Source organism: Occallatibacter sp. (assembly GCF_049510455.1).
Classification (GTDB): Bacteria; Acidobacteriota; Terriglobia; order Terriglobales; family Acidobacteriaceae; genus Telmatobacter.
In genome coordinates, this window is sequence record NZ_JBEKYX010000043.1 from 13,662 (window position 1) to 32,306 (window position 18,645).

Here is an 18,645-nt window from a genome sequence, read left to right on the forward strand (position 1 = left end):
GTGGCGAATATCTTACGCGACTTTTGAGAAGTGAGAAGAGAGATGATTGAGGCAAGTATAAGATCAGAAAAATTGGGTGGGACGTTTACGTTTCCGGGCACGGAGTTGAACGTGAATCGCCTGGGTTATGGCGCGATGCAACTTGCGGGACGGGATGGCAGCAAGGTTGTGTGGGGCGAGCCGAAGGATGTGCCGGGCGCGCTGGCAGTGCTGCGCGAGGCGGTTGAAGCCGGCGTGGATCATATCGACACGAGCGATTTCTATGGGCCGCATGTGACAAACCAGATCATCAAGCAGGCGCTGCATCCGTATCCCGAGAACCTGGTGATTGTGACCAAGGTGGGCGCGAAGCGTGGGCCGAATGCTGAGTGGCCTCATGCGCGGACGGCACAGGATGTGACGGATGCGGTGCATGATAATCTGCGCAACCTGGGTATGGATGTGATCGACGTGGTGAATCTGCGGCTGGGCGGATTCTCAGGGCCGGAAGATGAGCCGTTTGAAGAGCCGCTGACGGCGCTTGTCGAGCTGAGGCAGCAGGGCAAGATCAAGCACATTGGCATGAGCACGGTGAGCGCGGAGCAGGTGGCTGAGGCGCAGAAGATCACGCCGATTGTGTGCGTGCAGAATTTCTACAACGTGGCGCAGCGCGGGGATGATGCATTTGTCGATGCGCTGGCGGCGCAGGGGATTGCGTATGTGCCGTACTTTCCGCTGGGCGGATTTTCGCCGCTGCAATCGGGCAAGCTGGATGAGATTGCGGCTGGGCTTGGCGCAACGCCGATACAGGTGGCGCTGGCGTGGCTGCTGCATCGCTCGCCGAATATGCTGCTGATTCCGGGGACATCCTCTGTGGGGCATCTACGCGAAAATCTGAAGGCCGCGGAGCTGAAGCTTTCGGCGGAGACGCTGGCGGAGCTGGATTCAATCATCTGACTCGATGCGCCAGAAACACGCGAGGCATGGCGTTGTGTATCATTCCTCCACTGGTTTTGCTCTGGAGGTTGGGAACACAATGAAACGCATTCTTCTTCTCTTCTCAGTGTGCGCGGTTCTGTTTACGACAGTAGCCGCGCGCGCCACCTTTGCCGCGACCGATATTAGCGGCACCTGGACCGGCGACATCGCGACTCCGGACGGCAGTAGCATTACGCTCACCTACACATTCAAGGTGGATGGCGCAAAGCTGACAGGAACGGTGCAGGGACCGCAGGGCGATCCGATAATCCTGGATAACGGCAAGGTGGATGGCGACAAGCTCAGCTTCGATGTGAGCTTCAATGCCATGACGATCAACAACGAAGGCACTATGAATGCGGACGACACGATCAAGCTGAGCACGAAGGCCAGCGATGGGAGTTTTCCGCCGGGCGAGTTGACGCTGAAGCGGGTGAAGGCAGCGGATGCGCCGAAGCCGGCGATGTAGTTAATCCTGAACTGTAGACTCGTCTGCGCTGGCGGCGAGGGTTAGCGTAGGCTCGTCTGCTTCCGCTGTATCCAACAGATTTTTCGGCAGCGATTTGGTGCTGCGGATGCCGAGTTTCTTGAGCATCTCTACCTGGCGGACGAGATTGCCGGGGCCTTCGGAGAGTTTCTTGATCGCGTTCGCATAGCTTTGATCGGCTGAGCGGATGCCTTTGCCGATGGATTCCATGTCCGTAACGAAGCCGACGAATTTTTCGTAGAGCGCTGTGCCGCGTTCCATGACGTCCTGAACGCTACGCGCCTGCAGTTCCTGCTGCCAGAGCACGTGGACGATGCGAATGACGTAGAGCAGTGTGGTGGGGCCGACGAGGAGAATTCCCTGCCGGTATGCGTCTGACCAAAGGCTTTCATCGTTCTGGAGCGCGAGCAGGAAGGCCGGCTCGATGGGAATGAACATGACGACGAAATCGGGCGACTCGATGCCGGAGAGGCGATGATAGCCCGCTTTGCCGAGACTTGCGATGTGGCCGCGAACGCTAGCGAGATGCAGCTTGAGCGCTGCGGTGCGGGCAAGGTCATCTGTGGCGCTAACGCAGTCAGTGTATGCGGTGAGCGAGACTTTGGAGTCGATGACGAGATGACGGCTGCCGGGCAGGTAGACGATGACGTCGGTGCGCACGGTGCGCGCGCGGTCGCCGTTCTCAGTGTCAGCGGTTGAAAAGGACTGCTGGAAGCTGTACTGTTCGCCTTCGCGCAGGCCGGCCTTGTCGAGCAGGTCGCGCAGGATGAATTCGCCCCAATCGCCTTGAGTCTTGGCGGAGCCGCGGAGCGCGGTGGTGAGGTTTTTGGCTTCTTCCGCGAGCTGTACATTGAGCATGCTAAGCGAGCCGATAAGGGTTTCGAGCCTGGTAACGCCGGTGTTGGAATCCTTCTGCGCCGCTTCAACTTTTTCGCGGAACTCTTTGATTTGAATTTTGAGCGGATCGAGCAGGCTGCCGAGATCTTTTTGACTGGCATCGGCGAAGGTCTTTGATTTTTCGTCGAGAATCTTTCCGGCGAGGGCCTCGAACTGATTGGCGAGCGCGGTTTTGGCGGTTTCGAGCAGCGCGACTTTTTCCGCCATGTTTTTTTGTTCGTTTTCAATTCCCTTTTCAAGCTCTCCGATACGCCCGGCCTGAGTTTCAGCAGTCTTGCCTGCGGATCTCACTTCTTGCAGAGCAGTATCGCGCTCTTCCGTAATTCGCTCAACGGCTTTTTGTCGCTCGGTTGCGAGAGATTCAAAGCCTGCTCGAGAGTCAGCCAACGATTGTGCTTGATTGAGTTGTGTGCGTAGTGATGTGGCATCCTGCTCAGCGCGGATTTTTTGTTCTTCGAGAAAAGATTTTTCAGTTTTGGCGGAGAGGGTCCGAAAAAAAATACCAATTACGAGTCCTACAAGCGCCGCAACAACCGCTATGACTGCAACCCAAGCCTGCATGATTTCCTCTTCGCTTAATTTACGCCTGTTGGCTGTGCATTTCGTGTCTGGCTTTTGCTTTTCTCTGTTCCCTGATCGCTATTCCCTTTTCCCTGCTCTTGCCGCCTTTACACACTGTGAATCAGCCCGTTAGACTTGGAGTTTCGGGACCGCGGGTATTTTTTTATCAGCCCCGGTTGTATTCCCCGCCGCAGACCGGGTATTGTAGGCAGGCGGAGAATGGATTTTTTATCCCCGGGCGATTCCCCGGATTTCCAACAGATTCAACGAGGAGAAGCACGCATGGCCGTCGAAGAGAAAGTAAAACAGATCATTGTTGAGCAACTGCAGGTGGATGAGGCGGAGGTGACGCCCGGCGCCAGCTTTCAGGAAGACCTGGGCGCGGATTCGCTTGACGTGGTTGAACTTGTGATGCAGTTCGAAGAGGCCTTCGATCTGGAGATTCCTGACGAAGACGCCGAAAAGATCAAGACGGTCAAGGATGCGATCGACTACATTGAGAAGCACGAAAAGACAGCGAAAGGCAAGTAATCGGTGACCCGAAGAGTCGTCATAACCGGCCTTGGGCTGGTTTGCGGTGTGGGCAACACCGCGCCCGAAGTGTGGCAGGGGTTGATTGCGGGAAAGAGCGGTGTCGGCCCGATCCAGGGCTTTGACACGACCGGCTTCCCTGTCACCTTTGCCGCCGAGGTTCGGAATTTTGACCCGCTTAATTTTGTGGATAAGAAGGAATCGCGCAAGATGGGGCGATTCTCGCACCTTGCCTTTGCCGCGACGGCTGAGGCGATGGCGCAGTCTGGTCTGCAGATCACGCCTGAGACCGCGGAGCGCGTGGGCGTGTTTATCGGGTCGGGCATTGGCGGCTTTGAGGTGATTGAGCGCGAGCACTCAAGCATGCTCAATGGCGGCCCGCGCAAGCTGTCTCCCTTCTTTATTCCCGCGGCCATTGTCAATATGGCGGCGGGGTTCATTTCCATTCGCTATGGTGCGCAGGGACCGATTTCAGCCACGGCCACGGCCTGCGCCACAAGCGCCAACTCCATTGGCGACTCAGTGCGGATGATTCTGCATGGCGATGCCGATGCGATGATTGCAGGTGGGTCGGAGGCCGCTGTCACACCCCTGTCCGTGGGCGGATTTGCGGCGATGCGGGCGCTTTCAACGCGCAACGATGAGCCGACAAAGGCCAGCCGGCCGTTCGACAAGGACCGCGACGGATTTGTGATTGGCGAAGGCGCGGGCATTGTGATTCTGGAAGAGCTGGAGTTTGCCAAAAAGCGCGGCGCGAAGATTCTGGCCGAGGTGATTGGCTATGGCATGAGCGCCGATGCGTATCACATGACGGGGATTGCACCGGAAGGCGCGGGCGCACAGCGCAGCATGCGGGCAGCGCTGAAGGATGCGGGCATTGCGCCGGACGCGGTGGGCTATGTGAATGCGCATGCCACTTCAACGCCTGCGGGCGACGGCAATGAATCGAAGGCGATTGAGCTGGTCTTTGGCGAGAACGCGCTGTCAAAGAAGCTGAAGGTGAGCGGAACGAAGTCCATGACGGGCCATCTGCTGGGCGGCGCGGGTGGACTGGAGGTCGGCATTACAGTGCTGGCGCTGCAGAACCAGATGCTCCCGCCGACGATCAACCTGGACAACGTAGATCCGGAGTGCGTGCTGGATTATGTGCCGAATGTGGCCATTCCGCACAGCTTTGATGTGGCGCTGTCGAATTCATTCGGGTTTGGCGGGATCAACGCTACGCTGATTATGCGGCGGTGGACTGAGTAAGCAAGGGATCAGGTTTCAGGGGTCAGGGGTCAGCACAACGGCGCGCATCCAGGATGCGCGCCGTTGTTGTTTAGGGATGAGACTTAGAACATCGCAGAGAAGCCAACGCCAGCAATTACGATCAATGCCCACCAGCCAAAAACCACGGTATAGCCCGAACTGCGCTTAACGCCAGCTACGGCAGCTATGCCGATTGATGTGAGAACAAGACACCAGATCGTGAGCACATCCAAGCTCATCGCCAAGGAATAAAGAGCATGGGGTGTTTCCGATTGATCGAGAAACGCAGCGATATTGGTTGGCACCGGATTACCAATGTTAAAGCCCTCTGGCGCTGACTCAACGAAACAAATGATGGAGCCCAGCACGAACCGAATCGGCCATAGTACCAATCCGGAGAATATCTCTACTGCAAGAATGGAGCCGTATGTTGCCTTGCCTCCGAAGCCGAAGTTGATGGTTGGCCATAAAAACAACGCTGCTACCAAGTCGATGATCAATAGTCCAATCGGAGATAGGGCCCAAGTAATAGCCTGGTTTTTCGGCCCTGCCGCATCGGCCTTGGCACGTTGCTCCGGCGGCATCTGATCCATCATGTTCTTGGCAAATTGGGGAGCAAGACGCTGCTGATTTTCATATACGACTTTCCACGTCACTTTTTCTGTGATGGCTCCGTAAAAAAGCCCTCCGAACAGAATGATGATCAGAAACGGCATCCACCAGCTACGATGTCCCGCCTTGATGTCGTTGAATGTTTTGGACGGCGCTGTGAAGGTGTAGATCACGCGCTGGATCTGCGAAAGACCTGGGACAGGCTGGGGAATTGGTTCGGAGACAGGGTACACAATCGGATCGCTCATGGTATGCCTCACAAAAGAATGCAATAGCTACTTGAGCGCGATTGTATCGCGAAAAGATGAGGGCTGCGAAAACTTGGTAGCGGCTCAGTTTGAAAACATCCCGCAGGGCTAAAGCCCAACGACTTTGTCAGCCGGATTTTCGGCACGACTCAAGTCGCGCCCTGTTACAAAACAAATGCAAACTGAGCCCGTACCGAAAACTTCGCGCTGCTTGAGGAGGCTGTACGGATGGGATTATCGCGGACCGTCTGTGGAGGCTGCCTGTTCGCTGGCTTTGCTGTGGGCTTTACGGGTAGACGCGAGAGACGCGGCTGGCGCCGGCGGAGGCACGTAGGATTTGTAAACGGTGATGTGAAAACAGGCCTGGCGAAACTCCTCCTCCACGTCGATCTTGCCGTCGAGCTGCAGCGGCAGCAGGAAATTCCGCATCCAGGCAAGCTCGGCGCGGCTCATGGTGTTCTTGCCGATGTCGATGGTGGCGCCGGTGAGATGCGGGCTGACAATGTCGCCCTCGGCCTCGGTCGCGTTGCCATTCACGAGCCGGAGCTGTTTCTGGTATTCCACGGTGCGCACGGCGGAGGTGACCTGAATGGGCCCGTCAAAGCGCTGCGCATGGGCTTTGGATATATCTTCGAGAAAGATCGCGGTCCAGGGCCGCACGTAGCGATGCGTCTCGGCAAGGTTGTTGTTGACGCTGAGTGAGACGGAGACCGGAACGGGCACCAGCAGCTTTTGGTCGATGCGGTCTTGCAGGTCTTGTTCGTCGAGGATGCGTTCGAGACCATCTCCTTCGGTTCTTTCATTCTGACGCTCGAGCGATTCAAGGGATCCCTTGAGCGGCGCGGGCATGGAAACGACGCGGGAGGAAGCATGGCGCGTGGAAGGCAGCGTCATGCTTTCCGTATTGAGCGAAGCAATCTCCACGCGCGGATCGGGAGCGGATTCGGTTTCGGGCTGCGGCACGGGTTCGCGGCGAAAGCGCCTGCGCACGGCAGGCGCATAGCGGACTTGTGGCGCAGTACGTGTCTCGCGCTGCGGACGCGCACTTGCAGACTGAACCGATGTGCGACCTATAGAGCGCGGCAGGTTACGATTCTGAGCGCGATTTTGAAGGCCGTTCGCTGCCTGGGTACGTGGAGCCGCGCTTCGTGTGGTGGCGCGACGGCCCGCGGCTGAAGTTGCCGAGGCGCTGCCTGCATTACGCGACTTTGCCGAAGCGGACCTGGCGCTGGATTTTGTGTAAGCCGTATGGGACTGCTTGCGAACGGGTGTAAGCGCAGGTGCGCGCTTGTGCGCTCGCGTGACCGGAGTGGCGAGGGCGGAGGCTGTGGCAAAGATTGCCAGCGTAAAGATGAGGCACGCATTCCGAAACTTCATGGAAGTGTGCGGAGAGTCCCAGAGCTTTTTCAGTTTATGCCACACAGAGGCCTTTTGGAGAGTATCTATGCGGATGCGGCTATGTCCGATAAGATTTGCCGATAGCATGGCGCTGCATTTCTTAATGTTGAGCCTATCGGCATTGACGCGCAGAAGGTGCCTGGCAGCGCACGCTTAGAAAGATGGAGTTCGCGCGGCGTGGACTATGGATTTGAATGAAGCGAAAACCGGGCCTGGAGGCAAGGCTGAAGAGGCTGTAGATGTTCGCTCTGCTACTTTGCGGGCGCTGCGTAGAGCGTGGCATTTCCACCGATAGTGGAGTCAGATAATGGCTGCTTGAGTAGCGTGCTCCAGGTTTCGGAGGTGCTTCGGAGCTCGCCGGGGTGACGCGCAGCCCAGAACTCGACCCACGCAGGCGGCTTTTTGCCGTTGAAGAGCGAGAAGGTTTGCGGCTCCGATGCGTACTGCTTCATCAGGTCAAGATTGGCAGAGGCGCGCACGAGAAAATCGACGGCATCCGCGATGGTGTGGCCGTTGGAGCGAGCGCTGTAGAGGTCTGTGCCCTGGTGCGCGGCAAGTTCGGCGATCATGACCAGTGGCTCAAGCGCAAAGCTCTGGTAATGAAGCGCATTTTCGTGACGCGCCATTTCGAGCGGCAATGAGCCGTCGGGATTCATCTGGCCGATGGCGCGCGCATACTGCTCAAGACCGCGACGATAGAGATTGTTATCCGCAGTAAGCACGCCGACCGATGTGGCGCAGAGAGCGCGCCAGTAGGAGTGATTGTTTTCATGCGCATGGTCGTCGGGATGCGGATCCTGATCGAACATGTAGATGGTGACATCGTGCATCCACCCGCTAATCTGCTTGCGCTGATCGGCTGTGATGGCGGGGTCCGATTGCACGACGGAATATGCGAGCGAGATGGAGCTGAGCGTCCACTCCACCTGATACCAGGCCTGGCTGCTCTCCTTATAGCTGTAATCGAGCAGTGTTTTAGCCGCGGCCCAACGGGCGAGCAGATTGGCGACGCAAGTGGCTTCGGCGCGATCGCCCGTGGCTACATAGCGGCCTGCTCCATCCGTCGCCGCATTTTGAAGCTGCTGATAAACGACGGTGGCCGTTGCTTCTTCCGGGTTGACGGGGCCGTTGCTGCCGCTGAGGTAGTGATGCGGAACGATCATGCGACCGGTTGGCGGGGCCGGCTGTTCGGAGTGCGTGCAGTCCCACTTGTCCTTGAGAGCCGCAACTACGCGCGGATTGGTGGCTGTGGCAAGCGCAGAACGGCGCGCGGCGACGTCGAGAAAGGATGCCGAGGGGTTTGTGACGCTGGCTTTATCGAGAAGATCTTTTTGCGCGTCGGAGGGCAACACTGATGCGAAAAGGGACAACGCAAGAAGGGTTTTGCGGAACTGCATGCGCATCAAAATAAGGCCTCACTCTATGCATGACAATGGTACAGGGTCTAGTAGAAAAATGAAGCGCAATTGTCTTCTCCATGAAACATAACTGCATTTATAATAAGAGGATAAAGACGAGTTGCTATGGATAAGACCTTGCGGCGAGTGACCAACCTGGAAGAACAGCAGGCCGAAACATACCGCTATTGGCAAAGCCGGCCATTAGGTGAGCGTTTAGCGGCAGTGTGGGAAGTTACGGCCGCAGCTTATGCATTCAAGGGGATCCAATATGACCCTACCAGAAGATCTGAAGCAACTCTTACTCGCGTTCAACGCAAACGGAGTTAAGTACCTAGTCGTTGGCGGGTATGCGGTTGGCGTCCACTCAGAGCCCCGCGCAACAAAAGACCTCGATCTATTCATCCGCTCAGAAACAGAGAACAGTGAAGCCGTGTATCGCGCATTAGCAGAGTTTGGAGCACCGCTGGCAAGTGTTACTACAGCGGATTTCCGTGACGATCCAAATTCAGTCTTCCAGATTGGCCAGCCACCGGCACGAATCGATATTCTCCAGAAAATTGACGGCGTTGATTTTGACGAAGCATGGCAGGACCGTACGGAAACACACGTAGATGGCATCTTTGCTCCTGTAATTTCACCGAAGCACTTGATCCAGAATAAGCTTGCGTCTGGCCGGCTCCGTGACCTGGCAGATGTAGAAGCAATCCGTGAAGCGCATAAACATCGGAAAGAAGAAGACAATCCATAGGTCTTCTCCCTTTGCTGTTTCACTTTTTTACGCTTGAAAAATAATTTTCCGCCATCCCCAATAAGTCCGAATCCGTCATGACACCTTGCAATATTTGCGGCTTTTTACCGGGCGCGATCCGATAATATCCGACGCCATACCGGCGCACATCAAACGTAGTCACTGAATTCGCAATTTTAAGTTTGAAGGAACCCGCATGGATTTTTTCGAGATCAATGCCTCGCTCCGCGAGCGGCTTCCCTGCCTGTTCCGCATATAACTGAAAATCAGAGAACGCTTCGCCGCTGTCTGCTTCGCTACGCGCAGATGTTGAATGGTCCGGCGCAAAGAATGCAACTACCGTAGGACCATTTATTGCAATAATCTGCGGATGATGTGGATTAGTTTGACCACTGGAAACGACGCTGCATGGGATTACAGAACATACAAGCGTAAGCAGACGAAAATTCATGCATCAAAGATACGACATCGGCCGGCAAAGATATTGCCGGCCGATGTCAATTACTGCAGTAGCGTGGGCTGCTCGTCGTCCTTGCCGTTTACTTCTTCCGGAGGGATGATTACGGCGGCGGCTACCTTGTCTTCGGCATCCAGGTTGAGCAGGCGCACACCTTGCGTGGCGCGGCCCGCAGCGCGGACTGTTTTGGTATCGAGGCGGATGATCTTGCCCCACTGGCTGATGACCATCAGCTCGCTGGTTTCATTTACCAAGAGAATAGACGAGGTTTTGCCCACCTTTGGCGTGGCTTTCAGGTTGTTCACACCCTGCGCGCCGCGTGCGGTGAGGCGATACTCATCCACATCTGTGCGTTTGCCGAAGCCATTCTCCGTGACGGAAAGAATGAGCGACCGCGTGACACATAGCTTGGTGTCGAGTTCCTTGAGCGCGGACCATGCGTCTTCGACTGCCTTCTCGGCATTCTTTTCGCCGGTCTTGAGCTTCTCGTCTTCAGAGTCGCCGCCGCGCCGGTCTTCGCGAGCCTTGTGCAGCGCATCCTTTGCGTCGCTGTAGGCCTTGCGTAACGCAGCAAGCTTGTCCGTCAGGTTGTGTGTCCTGGCGCACTCATCGCGTTCCTTGTCGCGGGTCTCGTCGGAGTCCGTGATGGCCGCGCCGATAACATAGTCGCCCTTCTTGAGCGTGATGCCCTTGTTGCCCGCGGCATTCCGGCCCATGGGGCGCAGACCGATGCCGCTGCGCTCTGCGTCATACTCTTCCTGGAAACGGATCGCCATGCCCTCGCGCGTGGCGAGGAAGATGTTCTGCTTGCCGTTGGTGATCTCAGCGGTGACGAGATCGTCGTTCTTGTCGATGGCGATGGCGATGATGCCGCGCGCCATGACATTGGAGAAGTCCTTGAGCGGCGTTTTCTTGACTGTGCCCTGCTGCGTGGCGAAGAAGATGTACTTGCCTTCTTCTTCAAGATCGCGCACGGGAAGAATGGCGCGGACGGTTTCGCCCGGCTGCAGGTTCAGCAGGCTGGCCATGCTCTTGCCCTTGCCTGCTGCGCCCACATCCGGAACTTCGTAGACCTTGAGCCAGTAGACGCGGCCTGTGTTGGTGAAGCACAGCAGGTAGGCGTGCGTGGAGTCCACGATGAGCTTCGCGACGAAGTCCTCTTCGCGCGTCTTCATGCCCATGCGGCCGGTGCCTCCGCGCCGCTGCTGGCGATAGGTGCTGATGGGCGTGCGCTTCAGGTAGCTCTGATGACTGACCGTTACGGCCACCTGCTCATCTGCAATCAGGTCCTCAAGCTGCAGCTCGGCGGACTCATCGATAATCTGCGTGCGGCGCTTGTCGCCGTACTTGTCGCGGACCTCTTCAAGCTCCTTGATGATGACCGAGCGCAGCTTCGTGTCGCTGGCGAGAATGGATTCGTACTCCGCGATCTTTTTGCGGATCTCGGCAAGCTCATTCAGGATTTCATCGACAGAGAGCTGCGTGAGGCGATAGAGCTGCAGTTCGAGAATCGCGTCAACCTGGCGAAGCGTGAGGCCCTTCTCTTCATGCGAAAGAAGCTCACGATTGAGATTGATGACGATCTCGCTGCCCTTGCCCCAGGCGTAGAGGTTCTCGCGGGCTTGAGCGCGTGAGCCTGATCCGCGGATGATCTTGATGACCGTGTCGAGATTATCGAGCGCGATCTTGTAGCCTTCCAGGATGTGCTCGCGCTCGCGTGCCTTGCGGAGCAGGTACACGGTGCGGCGCTGTACTACTTCCACGCGATGATCGATGAAGGCGCGAATCGCCTGATCCAACCCGAGCTCACGCGGCCGGCCATGCAGCACGGCCAGGAAGATCATGGAGAAGCTCTCCTGCATCTGCGTGTGCTTGTAGAGCTGGTTCAGCACGATCTCCGGCTGCGAGCCGCGCTTGAGCTCGATGACGATGCGCATGCCGTCGCGATCGCTCTCGTCGCGCACATCGCTGATCTCGTCGATGATCTTTTCATTCGCCAGCTCGGCGATGCGTTCGATGAGCTTGGATTTGTTGACCTGGTAGGGAATCTCGGTGACGATGACAGCTTGCTTTTCCTTGGTCAGGAATTCCGTGGCTACGCGGGCACGCATCATGAAGCGGCCGCGGCCTGTGCGATAGGCCTGCTCGATGCCGCCGCGACCGTAGACGAATCCGCCTGTCGGGAAGTCCGGTCCCTGCACGTGCTTGAGCACTTCAGCCAGGCCCGCCTTGGGATCCTTCACAAGGTCAATCGTTGCATTGACGACCTCGGTGAGATTATGCGGTGGAATGTTCGTGGCCATGCCGACCGCGATGCCGCTGGAGCCATTGACAATCAGATTCGGAATGCGCGTGGGCAGCACCGTAGGCTCAACCGTGGACTCGTCATAGTTCGGCACCATGTCCACGGTATCCATGTCGATGTCTGCCAGCAGCTCGCCTGCGATGCGGTCCATGCGGCACTCGGTGTAACGCATGGCTGCCGGCGGATCGCCGTCCACGGAGCCGAAGTTTCCCTGACCATCGATGAGCGGATAGCGCAGTGAAAAGGGCTGCGCCATGCGAACCAGAGTGTCGTAAATGGCGGAGTCGCCGTGCGGGTGATACACACCCATAGCCTGACCCACAACCTTGGCGCACTTGGTGTACTTCTTGTTGTGCTCCAGGCCCATCTCACTCATGGCGTAGAGGACACGGCGATGCACGGGCTTCAGCCCGTCGCGAGCATCGGGAAGCGCACGGCCAATGATTACTGACATCGAGTAATCGAGGTAGGAGCGGCGCATCTCCTCTTCGATATTGATGGGAATGAGACTGGGGTTGGAGCCGCCGGGGGGAGTGCCGCCGTCAAGGGGAAGCTGCGGGTTCTGATCGTCTGCCATAGATTGTCTTTACGCACGTTGCGCGTGTGCGGCAAAAACGGAGCCGAAATGCGGCAAGTGCTGTATCTATTTTACGCGTTCAAAGCAGGTTTCGGCAAGGCAAACGAATGCTAATAAGCCTTTATTTATCTTTATTTTGTAGACATGGAACACTGCTTGCTACGGCCTATCGGCGCAGAGTCGTCCGATAGAATCTTCCCGTGCCTATCGCAACCGGAAATTCACCCGAAAAGCGCATCAATACTCCAGCCCAGGTTCTGTTTGCCAGCATGGTTGGAACGGCGGTCGAGTTCTTCGACTTTTACATCTATGCGACGGCGGCCGTACTGGTCTTTCCGCATTTATTCTTTCCAAAATCGGACCCCACGACGGCGACGCTCGCTTCACTGGCGACATTCGCGGTGGCATTCTTTGCGCGGCCCATCGGCTCAGCGCTCTTTGGGCATTTTGGCGATCGCATTGGCCGCAAGCGTACGCTGGTGCTGGCGCTTTCCACCATGGGCCTGTCGACATTTCTGGTGGGCGTGTTGCCGGGCTACTCCGCGATTGGGATAGCTGCGCCGCTGCTGCTGGCGCTGTGCCGCTTTGGTCAGGGCATTGGCCTGGGCGGCGAGTGGGGCGGAGCGGTGCTGCTGGCCGTAGAAAATGCGCCACCTTCAAGGCGCGCGATTTACGGGATGTTTCCGCAGCTCGGCGCGCCTATTGGCTTCGCGCTCTCCGGTGGAATTTTCCTTCTGCTTTCGCAATGGTTGAGCAACGAACAATTTCTAAGTTGGGGCTGGAGGCTGCCGTTTCTGGCCTCTGCCGCGCTGGTGCTGCTGGGCCTGTATGTGCGGCTCACGATTACCGAAACGCCGGTCTTTGAAGAGGCTCGCAAGCGCCTGCATCCGGTAAGCGTGCCGCTCTTCTCGGTCTTTCGTCATCATGCGCTGCAGATTTTTGCGGGCATACTTGTCTGCCTGTCCACGTTCGTTCTGTTTTATCTGATGATCGTCTTTACGCTGGACTGGGGCACCACGGCGCTGCACTATAACCGCAACACGTTCCTCATCTACCAGCTCATTGGCACGGCTGCCTTTCTGCTGACGATTCCGATTGCCGCATGGATTGCGGAACGTGGCCGCCGCCGCACAATGATTGTCATCACGATACTGATTGCGGCTTTTGGCTTTGCGCTGGCACCGCTGTTCGCGTCAAACGCGCTGGTCATGCTGCTCGTGGGCCTTTCACTGATGGGCCTTACGTATGGGCCGCTCGGCACGGTGGTTTCGGAACTCTTTCCTACGCCGGTGCGCTACACGGGCAGCTCCATTGCATTTTCAACTGCGGGAATCCTTGGCGCATCGCTTGCGCCTTATATTGCGCGTTGGCTGGCTACAAATTACGGACTGCCATCTGTGGGCTATTACCTGACGGGGTCCGCGATTCTTACGCTGATTGGACTGTTCATGATCCGCGAGACCAAAGATGCGGTGCTGTAGTGCTTCAGAGCAATCCGGGAAGACTCAGCAGGCAGAAGACAGCCTGCAGCAGAACCACTGCGCCGCCCGCGGCCAACGCAAGCTTGCGCCGCGGCCCTTCATACGCATCCGCAAAGACGCCGCCGATGAAGGTGAGTAGAAACGGCACTCCCCACAGCCACGGCGTGGCGTGAACGCCTGTTGTCACCAGAAGGAAACAAACCAAAACACAAAACAGCGGAGCTGTGTTGCCGAAGTAGCGCGAGCGCCGCAACACAAGATACAAAATTGCCGACGCAGCCGCGGCGATGGTGATGCCTGCATTGCTGAATGTGGTGAAAAAGCGCTGGATGGGATCAAGCGAGAACCACAGGAAGCCCGATGCCGAGCGGAAGAGATAACTGAAGGCGTCCGGCGAAAAACCATAGCATGCAAAGACCAGCAGCAACGCGCCTACCGCGGCCATCATCACGATGGGCAGCGCCTGGCTTCTGCGGCCTTCAACAACCCACAGCATGAGCAGCAGGCCCAGCAGCGCCACCACCGGCAGCGCTGCAATATGCGCGGCTGCGGCCACGCCAAAGATGCATGTAAGCAGCACAATGCGCGGGCGCCATTTTTTGCGCGGCCCCTGCATGGCATGCGCCACGCCGATACAGGTGTATATGCCGCCGTAAACGCCCAGCGTGGCCAATATCTCAGGCCCCGGTGTAATGCTGGCTTTGATGATCGAAGGAGAAAAACAATAGAGCGCCAGGGCTGTGTAGCCGCCCCAGTTGCCGTAGAGTCGCCGCGTAACCCACCACACACCCCCGCCCAGCACTACGCCGACAAAGAGAAACGGCAACCGCAACAGCATAAGCACATACGGCATCTGATGCCGCAATTCCCAGGTGCTGAGTTGCGTGTTGTCGGTTGGCGCTGTCTGGATTACGCGGTCTTCCGGCTTGCGGAAGTGATCGAGGCCGCGCTCCGCGAGCAGATTGAGCGTAAGCGGCAGGCCCGCCATGCGATAGGCCAGAACACCGTCATGGATGTTGCCGCAGCTTGTGAAATATCCCGCAAGCGGAGAAGGCTTCTCCCACATTTCGCGCCCGCAGCGCGCGTACTGGTAATCGCGATCCGTTAGCGTTTGCCGGCTCATGAGCCAGAAGCCCTGTGCCAGAAAGAGCGCAAGCATCACGGCGGCGACGCGCTGCGGGAGATTGAAGCGGAAACGGCGAAGGCGGGCGAAGGGGCGAGTCATTAGAAGATTCGAGCTATGGGTTTAGTTTAAATGGGAGGATCCGCATAGAGGTCAAAGTGTTCTATTTATGCCATTTTTCCGCTTTATATCGATGCTATCCTTGTTTAAGATCTGGCCATGAGCACTGTTTACACCGTCGGGCACTCGGCGCACTCATACGAGGAGTTTGCGGCGTTACTCGCCTCACAGGGTATCGAGGTGGTGGTAGATACACGCTCCGCGCCGTACTCCCGCTTTGCTCCGCAATTCGATCGTGAAATTCTCCAGCGCTCACTTGTGCAATCCGGCGTGAAGTATCTCTTCCTCGGCGGCGAACTTGGCGGGCGTCCAGCCAACTCCAGCTACTATGATGCGGACGGGCGTGTGGTTTACAGCCGAATGACAAAGGACGCTGCATTTCTCTCCGGCATCGAGCGGCTGGAACGCGGAATCGCCGAGTATCGCGTGGCGTTGATGTGCGGGGAGGAAAACCCGGCCCACTGCCACCGCCGCCTGCTTGTTGGCCGCGTGCTGGCAGAACACGGTCATCAACTGCTGCACATTCGCGGCGATGCTTCGCTGCAAACCGATACTGAAATTGCCATCGCTTCCGGCAAATCGCTCGTGAACGCGCAGCCCGCACTCTTTGCCGAACTGGACGAGGACCAATGGAGATCTACAGCATCGGTTTCACCCAAAAGAGCGCCGGCGAATTCTTCGGCATTTTAAAGCTGCATGGCATTGAGCGCCTGCTCGACGTGCGGCTGAACAACACTTCGCAACTTGCAGGCTTTGCCAAGCAGGCCGACCTTGCCTATTTTCTCCGCGAGATCTGCGGCGCTGAGTACGAGCATGAGCCACTGCTTGCTCCTACAGCAGACATTCTGGACGCCTACAAAAAGCATAAGGGCGACTGGGGTGTGTATACCGAGGCCTATCTGAGTCTCATCCGCGCGCGCAAGGTGGAAACCGCTATCGATCGCGAGAGTTTTCGCAAAAAGACCGTGTTGCTATGCAGCGAGGCTACTGCGGAACATTGCCACCGGCGGCTGGCGCTGGAATATCTGCAGACGCACTGGGATGATATAGTCATCCATCATCTCTGAAAATTGCACGTACAGGCGGACCAGCTTCATGAAGCTCGACCGTATTGTTTGCCTTGCTAATTCATACAAACACGATCATCGCTGCGTTGCGGGCATCAGCCTGAACTCGAAGAAGTGGGTGCGACTGGTCAGCGCGGAGATTCCCGGCTGCATCTCTCGCGAGCGGACATGTTACTCGGATGGCAAAGAAGCAAAGGCGCTCGATGTTTTTGAGGCTGAACTGAAAAGTCCGTGCGGTACTCATGTGCATCCGGAGGATGTATTCGTATCGAGCAAGCAATGGCGAAGATTGCAGCGCCTCGAACGCCTCGCAGATACAGAGTTTCTTGCAGAATTTCTCAATCCAGAGCCTGTCGTTCTTGAGGGGTACTCCGACAGAATTTCCGTGCATAAATTTCAGGAACGGCCGGCACGCATGTCCCTGGGATTGATTCATCCTGAAGATTTGTGGTGGTGGATTCGCGAAGAAAAGGGAAAGCGCAGATACCGGGCAAACTTCCGCCTTGGCCAAGTTGCCCGCATCCGGTACGACCTTTCCGTCACGGACCCTGATTGGAAAAACCAACTCAACCTCTTGCCCGCTGGAATCTATCCGAACTCGATGTTTTGCGGCGGCCGAGTATCAAAAACTTTTCTCACTGTCAGCCTGAGTGAAGCGTTTGAGGGATTTCATTACAAGCTGGTCGCCGGAGTCATTAACCTGCACGCTTGAATCCGCGCATATATTTCAGAGCCGCTTTGCCCACTACGACCTTACCCGTTAGACTGACCCTCAGCATGGCCATTGCCCACGACAACTCCCCTGAACGGCTCGTCAGCGCCTCGCGCGCTGAGGAGGAGCAGAATTTTGAGCTGAAGCTGCGTCCGCACAGGCTGGGTGAGTTTATCGGGCAGGCGAAGGCCAAGGAGCAGCTTGCCATTGCGCTGGAGGCTGCGAAGTCGCGCGGTGAGGCGTTGGATCATGTGCTGCTCTTTGGGCCGCCGGGGCTGGGCAAGACGACACTGGCGACGATTATTGCCAATGAGCTTGAGGTGGGCTTTCAGCAGACATCGGGCCCGGCGCTGCAGATTCAGGGTGATCTAACGGCGATCCTGACTAACCTGCGTGAGAGGCAGGTGCTGTTTCTCGACGAGATTCATCGCTTGCAGCCGGTGCTGGAAGAAAAGCTCTACACCGCGCTTGAGGATTACAAGCTGGACATCATCATTGGCCAGGGGCCTGCGGCGCGCACGCATGTGATGGAGATTCGGCCTTTCACTTTTGTTGGCGCAACCACGCGGCCGGGTCTGCTTTCATCGCCGCTGCGTTCGCGCTTTGGCATTCTGCTGCGGCTTGAGTTCTACACGGAAGACGATCTGCGCTTCATTGTCGAGCGCTCCGCAGAGGTGCTTGGCGTGCCCATTGACACTGACGGCGCCGCAGAGATTGCTCTGCGCTCGCGTGGCACGCCGCGTATTGCGAATCGCCTTTTGCGCCGCGTGCGCGATTACGCGCAGGTGCGCGGCACGGGCGTGATTGACCGGCCCACGGCACATGCCGCGCTCACGATGCTCGAAGTAGATGCGCATGGCTTTGACGAGATTGACCGCAGGCTGCTGCTGACGATTATTCAGAAGTATGATGGCGGCCCGGTGGGCCTGAGCACGCTGGCTGCTACGCTGGCCGAAGAAGAGGACGCGCTTGAGGAAGTCTATGAGCCGTTCCTGATCCAGATTGGCTTTCTGGACCGCACGCCGCGCGGCCGCGTGGCTACTCGGCTGGCTTATGAGCACTTTGGGCTTGCCGTGCCGGGCAAGCAGCCGGGACTTTTCTAACCTCATCCAATTTTGAGAACAAAGGAGAATCCGCATGGCTCGCACTGAATCGACCATGCTCACGCTGGGCACCGTAGCGCCGGACTTTGCGCTTACCGATGTTGTCACGGATAAGACCGTGCAGCGCGATGACTTCAAGGGCAGCCACGCGCTGCTTGTGCTCTTCATTTGCACGCACTGCCCGTATGTGAAGCATATTGAGAAAGAACTTGCGCAGTTTGGCAAAGATCATGCCGGCAAGCCGCTCGCAATCGTGGCTATCAGCAGTAATGATGCTGTGGCCTATCCTGCTGACAATCCCGAAGGCCTAAAGCAGCAGGCGGAGACCTTTGGCTTCAACTTCCCGTATCTCTTCGACGAGACGCAGGCTGTGGCAAAGGCGTATGACGCGGTTTGCACGCCGGATATTTTCCTCTTCGATAAGGAGTGGAAGCTCGCTTATCGCGGGCAGTTTGATGCAAGCCGTCCGGGCAACGGCGTTCCTGTTACTGGGGCCGATCTGCGTGCCGCTGTGGATGCTGTGCTTGCCGGTAAGTCCGCGCCGGAAGATCAGAGGCCGTCCATTGGCTGCAACATCAAGTGGAAAGCGTAAAAGCAGCGAAGCCGGCAC

Annotated in this window: 18 protein-coding genes; 11 read left to right on the forward strand and 7 right to left on the reverse strand. The window is 57.3% G+C overall.

Annotated elements, in window-relative coordinates; translation table 11 throughout:
* The first annotated feature begins 42 nt into the window (after positions 1-42).
* The gene (locus ABSG47_RS09575; protein WP_424169237.1) at positions 43-936 is read left to right on the forward strand and encodes an aldo/keto reductase family oxidoreductase; all 894 of its coding nucleotides are present in this window, start codon (positions 43-45) and stop codon (positions 934-936) included.
* Positions 937-1,015: 79 nt separating this feature from the next.
* Complete coding sequence (locus ABSG47_RS09580; protein ID WP_424169239.1) at positions 1,016-1,426, forward strand: hypothetical protein; 411 nt, start codon at positions 1,016-1,018, stop codon at positions 1,424-1,426.
* Here the strand turns inward: ABSG47_RS09580 and ABSG47_RS09585 are convergent, their stop codons facing one another.
* Positions 1,427-2,548, reverse strand: coding sequence for a DNA recombination protein RmuC (locus tag ABSG47_RS09585; protein ID WP_424169240.1), 1,122 nt, complete (start codon positions 2,546-2,548; stop codon positions 1,427-1,429). It abuts the gene before it with no gap.
* Positions 2,549-3,184: 636 nt separating this feature from the next.
* Here ABSG47_RS09585 and acpP point away from each other — a divergent pair.
* Positions 3,185-3,433 carry an acyl carrier protein gene (acpP, locus tag ABSG47_RS09590; protein WP_058188192.1) on the forward strand — a complete coding sequence of 83 codons (249 nt, stop codon included), beginning with the start codon at positions 3,185-3,187 and terminating at the stop codon, positions 3,431-3,433.
* A gap of 3 nt (positions 3,434-3,436) precedes the next feature.
* The gene (fabF, locus tag ABSG47_RS09595; RefSeq protein WP_424169242.1) at positions 3,437-4,684 is read left to right on the forward strand and encodes a beta-ketoacyl-ACP synthase II; all 1,248 of its coding nucleotides are present in this window, start codon (positions 3,437-3,439) and stop codon (positions 4,682-4,684) included.
* An 83-nt stretch (positions 4,685-4,767) separates the two neighbouring features.
* Here fabF and ABSG47_RS09600 read toward each other — a convergent pair whose 3' ends face one another.
* The 3 genes from ABSG47_RS09600 to ABSG47_RS09610 form a co-directional block, all read right to left on the reverse strand.
* Positions 4,768-5,544: a YIP1 family protein gene (locus ABSG47_RS09600; protein WP_424169244.1), complete on the reverse strand. Its 777-nt coding sequence runs from the start codon at positions 5,542-5,544 to the stop codon at positions 4,768-4,770.
* 234 nt (positions 5,545-5,778) lie between these two features.
* Positions 5,779-6,921, reverse strand: coding sequence for a DUF5715 family protein (locus ABSG47_RS09605; protein WP_424169246.1), 1,143 nt, complete (start codon positions 6,919-6,921; stop codon positions 5,779-5,781).
* 272 nt (positions 6,922-7,193) lie between these two features.
* A complete protein-coding gene (locus ABSG47_RS09610; RefSeq protein ID WP_424169248.1) occupies positions 7,194-8,345 on the reverse strand; it encodes an alginate lyase family protein in 1,152 nt (383 codons plus the stop codon).
* A gap of 265 nt (positions 8,346-8,610) precedes the next feature.
* On the opposite strand from ABSG47_RS09610, the gene ABSG47_RS09615 reads away from it, so the two are divergent.
* Positions 8,611-9,090 (forward strand): nucleotidyltransferase, encoded by a 480-nt coding sequence (locus ABSG47_RS09615; RefSeq protein ID WP_424169250.1) that lies wholly within the window; start codon positions 8,611-8,613, stop codon positions 9,088-9,090.
* 19 nt (positions 9,091-9,109) lie between these two features.
* Here ABSG47_RS09615 and ABSG47_RS09620 read toward each other — a convergent pair whose 3' ends face one another.
* Both ABSG47_RS09620 and gyrA read right to left on the reverse strand, forming a co-directional pair.
* Positions 9,110-9,541, reverse strand: a complete 432-nt coding sequence (locus ABSG47_RS09620; RefSeq protein WP_424169252.1) for a hypothetical protein — start codon at positions 9,539-9,541, stop codon at positions 9,110-9,112.
* 50 nt (positions 9,542-9,591) lie between these two features.
* Entirely contained in the window at positions 9,592-12,429 is a 2,838-nt protein-coding gene (gene gyrA / locus ABSG47_RS09625) for a DNA gyrase subunit A (RefSeq protein ID WP_424169254.1), read from the reverse strand.
* 269 nt (positions 12,430-12,698) lie between these two features.
* Here gyrA and ABSG47_RS09630 point away from each other — a divergent pair, with 269 nt between their 5' ends.
* Positions 12,699-13,910, forward strand: a complete 1,212-nt coding sequence (locus ABSG47_RS09630; protein ID WP_424169280.1) for an MFS transporter — start codon at positions 12,699-12,701, stop codon at positions 13,908-13,910.
* Between the two features lie 4 nt (positions 13,911-13,914).
* On the opposite strand, the gene ABSG47_RS09635 is transcribed toward ABSG47_RS09630, so the two are convergent.
* Complete coding sequence (locus ABSG47_RS09635; protein ID WP_424169256.1) at positions 13,915-15,135, reverse strand: hypothetical protein; 1,221 nt, start codon at positions 15,133-15,135, stop codon at positions 13,915-13,917.
* 117 nt (positions 15,136-15,252) lie between these two features.
* On the opposite strand from ABSG47_RS09635, the gene ABSG47_RS09640 reads away from it, so the two are divergent.
* From ABSG47_RS09640 to ABSG47_RS09660, 5 genes are all read left to right on the forward strand, one after another.
* Positions 15,253-15,843 (forward strand): DUF488 domain-containing protein, encoded by a 591-nt coding sequence (locus ABSG47_RS09640; RefSeq protein WP_424169258.1) that lies wholly within the window; start codon positions 15,253-15,255, stop codon positions 15,841-15,843.
* The gene (locus ABSG47_RS09645) at positions 15,783-16,220 is read left to right on the forward strand and encodes a DUF488 domain-containing protein (protein WP_424169260.1); all 438 of its coding nucleotides are present in this window, start codon (positions 15,783-15,785) and stop codon (positions 16,218-16,220) included. Before ABSG47_RS09640 ends, ABSG47_RS09645 begins: the two co-directional genes overlap by 61 nt.
* A 28-nt stretch (positions 16,221-16,248) precedes the next feature.
* Positions 16,249-16,932 (forward strand): dual OB domain-containing protein, encoded by a 684-nt coding sequence (locus ABSG47_RS09650; RefSeq protein ID WP_424169262.1) that lies wholly within the window; start codon positions 16,249-16,251, stop codon positions 16,930-16,932.
* Positions 16,933-16,997: 65 nt separating this feature from the next.
* A complete protein-coding gene (ruvB, locus tag ABSG47_RS09655; RefSeq protein WP_424169282.1) occupies positions 16,998-18,035 on the forward strand; it encodes a Holliday junction branch migration DNA helicase RuvB in 1,038 nt (345 codons plus the stop codon).
* A gap of 34 nt (positions 18,036-18,069) precedes the next feature.
* Positions 18,070-18,627, forward strand: coding sequence for a thioredoxin family protein (locus ABSG47_RS09660; protein ID WP_424169264.1), 558 nt, complete (start codon positions 18,070-18,072; stop codon positions 18,625-18,627).
* Positions 18,628-18,645: the final 18 nt, after the last annotated feature.

Bases quoted from the DNA above. Each gene is read 5' to 3' on its own strand.
- ABSG47_RS09575 (WP_424169237.1), top strand. From the start codon at position 43: ATGATTGAGGCAAGTATAAGATCAGAAAAATTGGGTGGGACGTTTACG.
- ABSG47_RS09660 (WP_424169264.1), top strand. From the start codon at position 18,070: ATGGCTCGCACTGAATCGACCATGCTCACGCTGGGCACCGTAGCGCCG.
- ABSG47_RS09580 (WP_424169239.1), top strand. From the start codon at position 1,016: ATGAAACGCATTCTTCTTCTCTTCTCAGTGTGCGCGGTTCTGTTTACG.
- ABSG47_RS09610 (WP_424169248.1), bottom strand. From the start codon at position 8,345: ATGCGCATGCAGTTCCGCAAAACCCTTCTTGCGTTGTCCCTTTTCGCA.
- acpP (WP_058188192.1), top strand. From the start codon at position 3,185: ATGGCCGTCGAAGAGAAAGTAAAACAGATCATTGTTGAGCAACTGCAG.
- ABSG47_RS09650 (WP_424169262.1), top strand. From the start codon at position 16,249: ATGAAGCTCGACCGTATTGTTTGCCTTGCTAATTCATACAAACACGAT.
- gyrA (WP_424169254.1), bottom strand. From the start codon at position 12,429: ATGGCAGACGATCAGAACCCGCAGCTTCCCCTTGACGGCGGCACTCCC.
- ABSG47_RS09615 (WP_424169250.1), top strand. From the start codon at position 8,611: ATGACCCTACCAGAAGATCTGAAGCAACTCTTACTCGCGTTCAACGCA.
- ABSG47_RS09620 (WP_424169252.1), bottom strand. From the start codon at position 9,541: ATGAATTTTCGTCTGCTTACGCTTGTATGTTCTGTAATCCCATGCAGC.
- ABSG47_RS09645 (WP_424169260.1), top strand. From the start codon at position 15,783: ATGGAGATCTACAGCATCGGTTTCACCCAAAAGAGCGCCGGCGAATTC.
- ABSG47_RS09605 (WP_424169246.1), bottom strand. From the start codon at position 6,921: ATGAAGTTTCGGAATGCGTGCCTCATCTTTACGCTGGCAATCTTTGCC.
- ABSG47_RS09635 (WP_424169256.1), bottom strand. From the start codon at position 15,135: ATGACTCGCCCCTTCGCCCGCCTTCGCCGTTTCCGCTTCAATCTCCCG.
- ABSG47_RS09630 (WP_424169280.1), top strand. From the start codon at position 12,699: ATGGTTGGAACGGCGGTCGAGTTCTTCGACTTTTACATCTATGCGACG.
- ABSG47_RS09640 (WP_424169258.1), top strand. From the start codon at position 15,253: ATGAGCACTGTTTACACCGTCGGGCACTCGGCGCACTCATACGAGGAG.
- ABSG47_RS09585 (WP_424169240.1), bottom strand. From the start codon at position 2,548: ATGGCGGAAAAAGTCGCGCTGCTCGAAACCGCCAAAACCGCGCTCGCC.
- ABSG47_RS09600 (WP_424169244.1), bottom strand. From the start codon at position 5,544: ATGAGCGATCCGATTGTGTACCCTGTCTCCGAACCAATTCCCCAGCCT.
- ruvB (WP_424169282.1), top strand. From the start codon at position 16,998: ATGGCCATTGCCCACGACAACTCCCCTGAACGGCTCGTCAGCGCCTCG.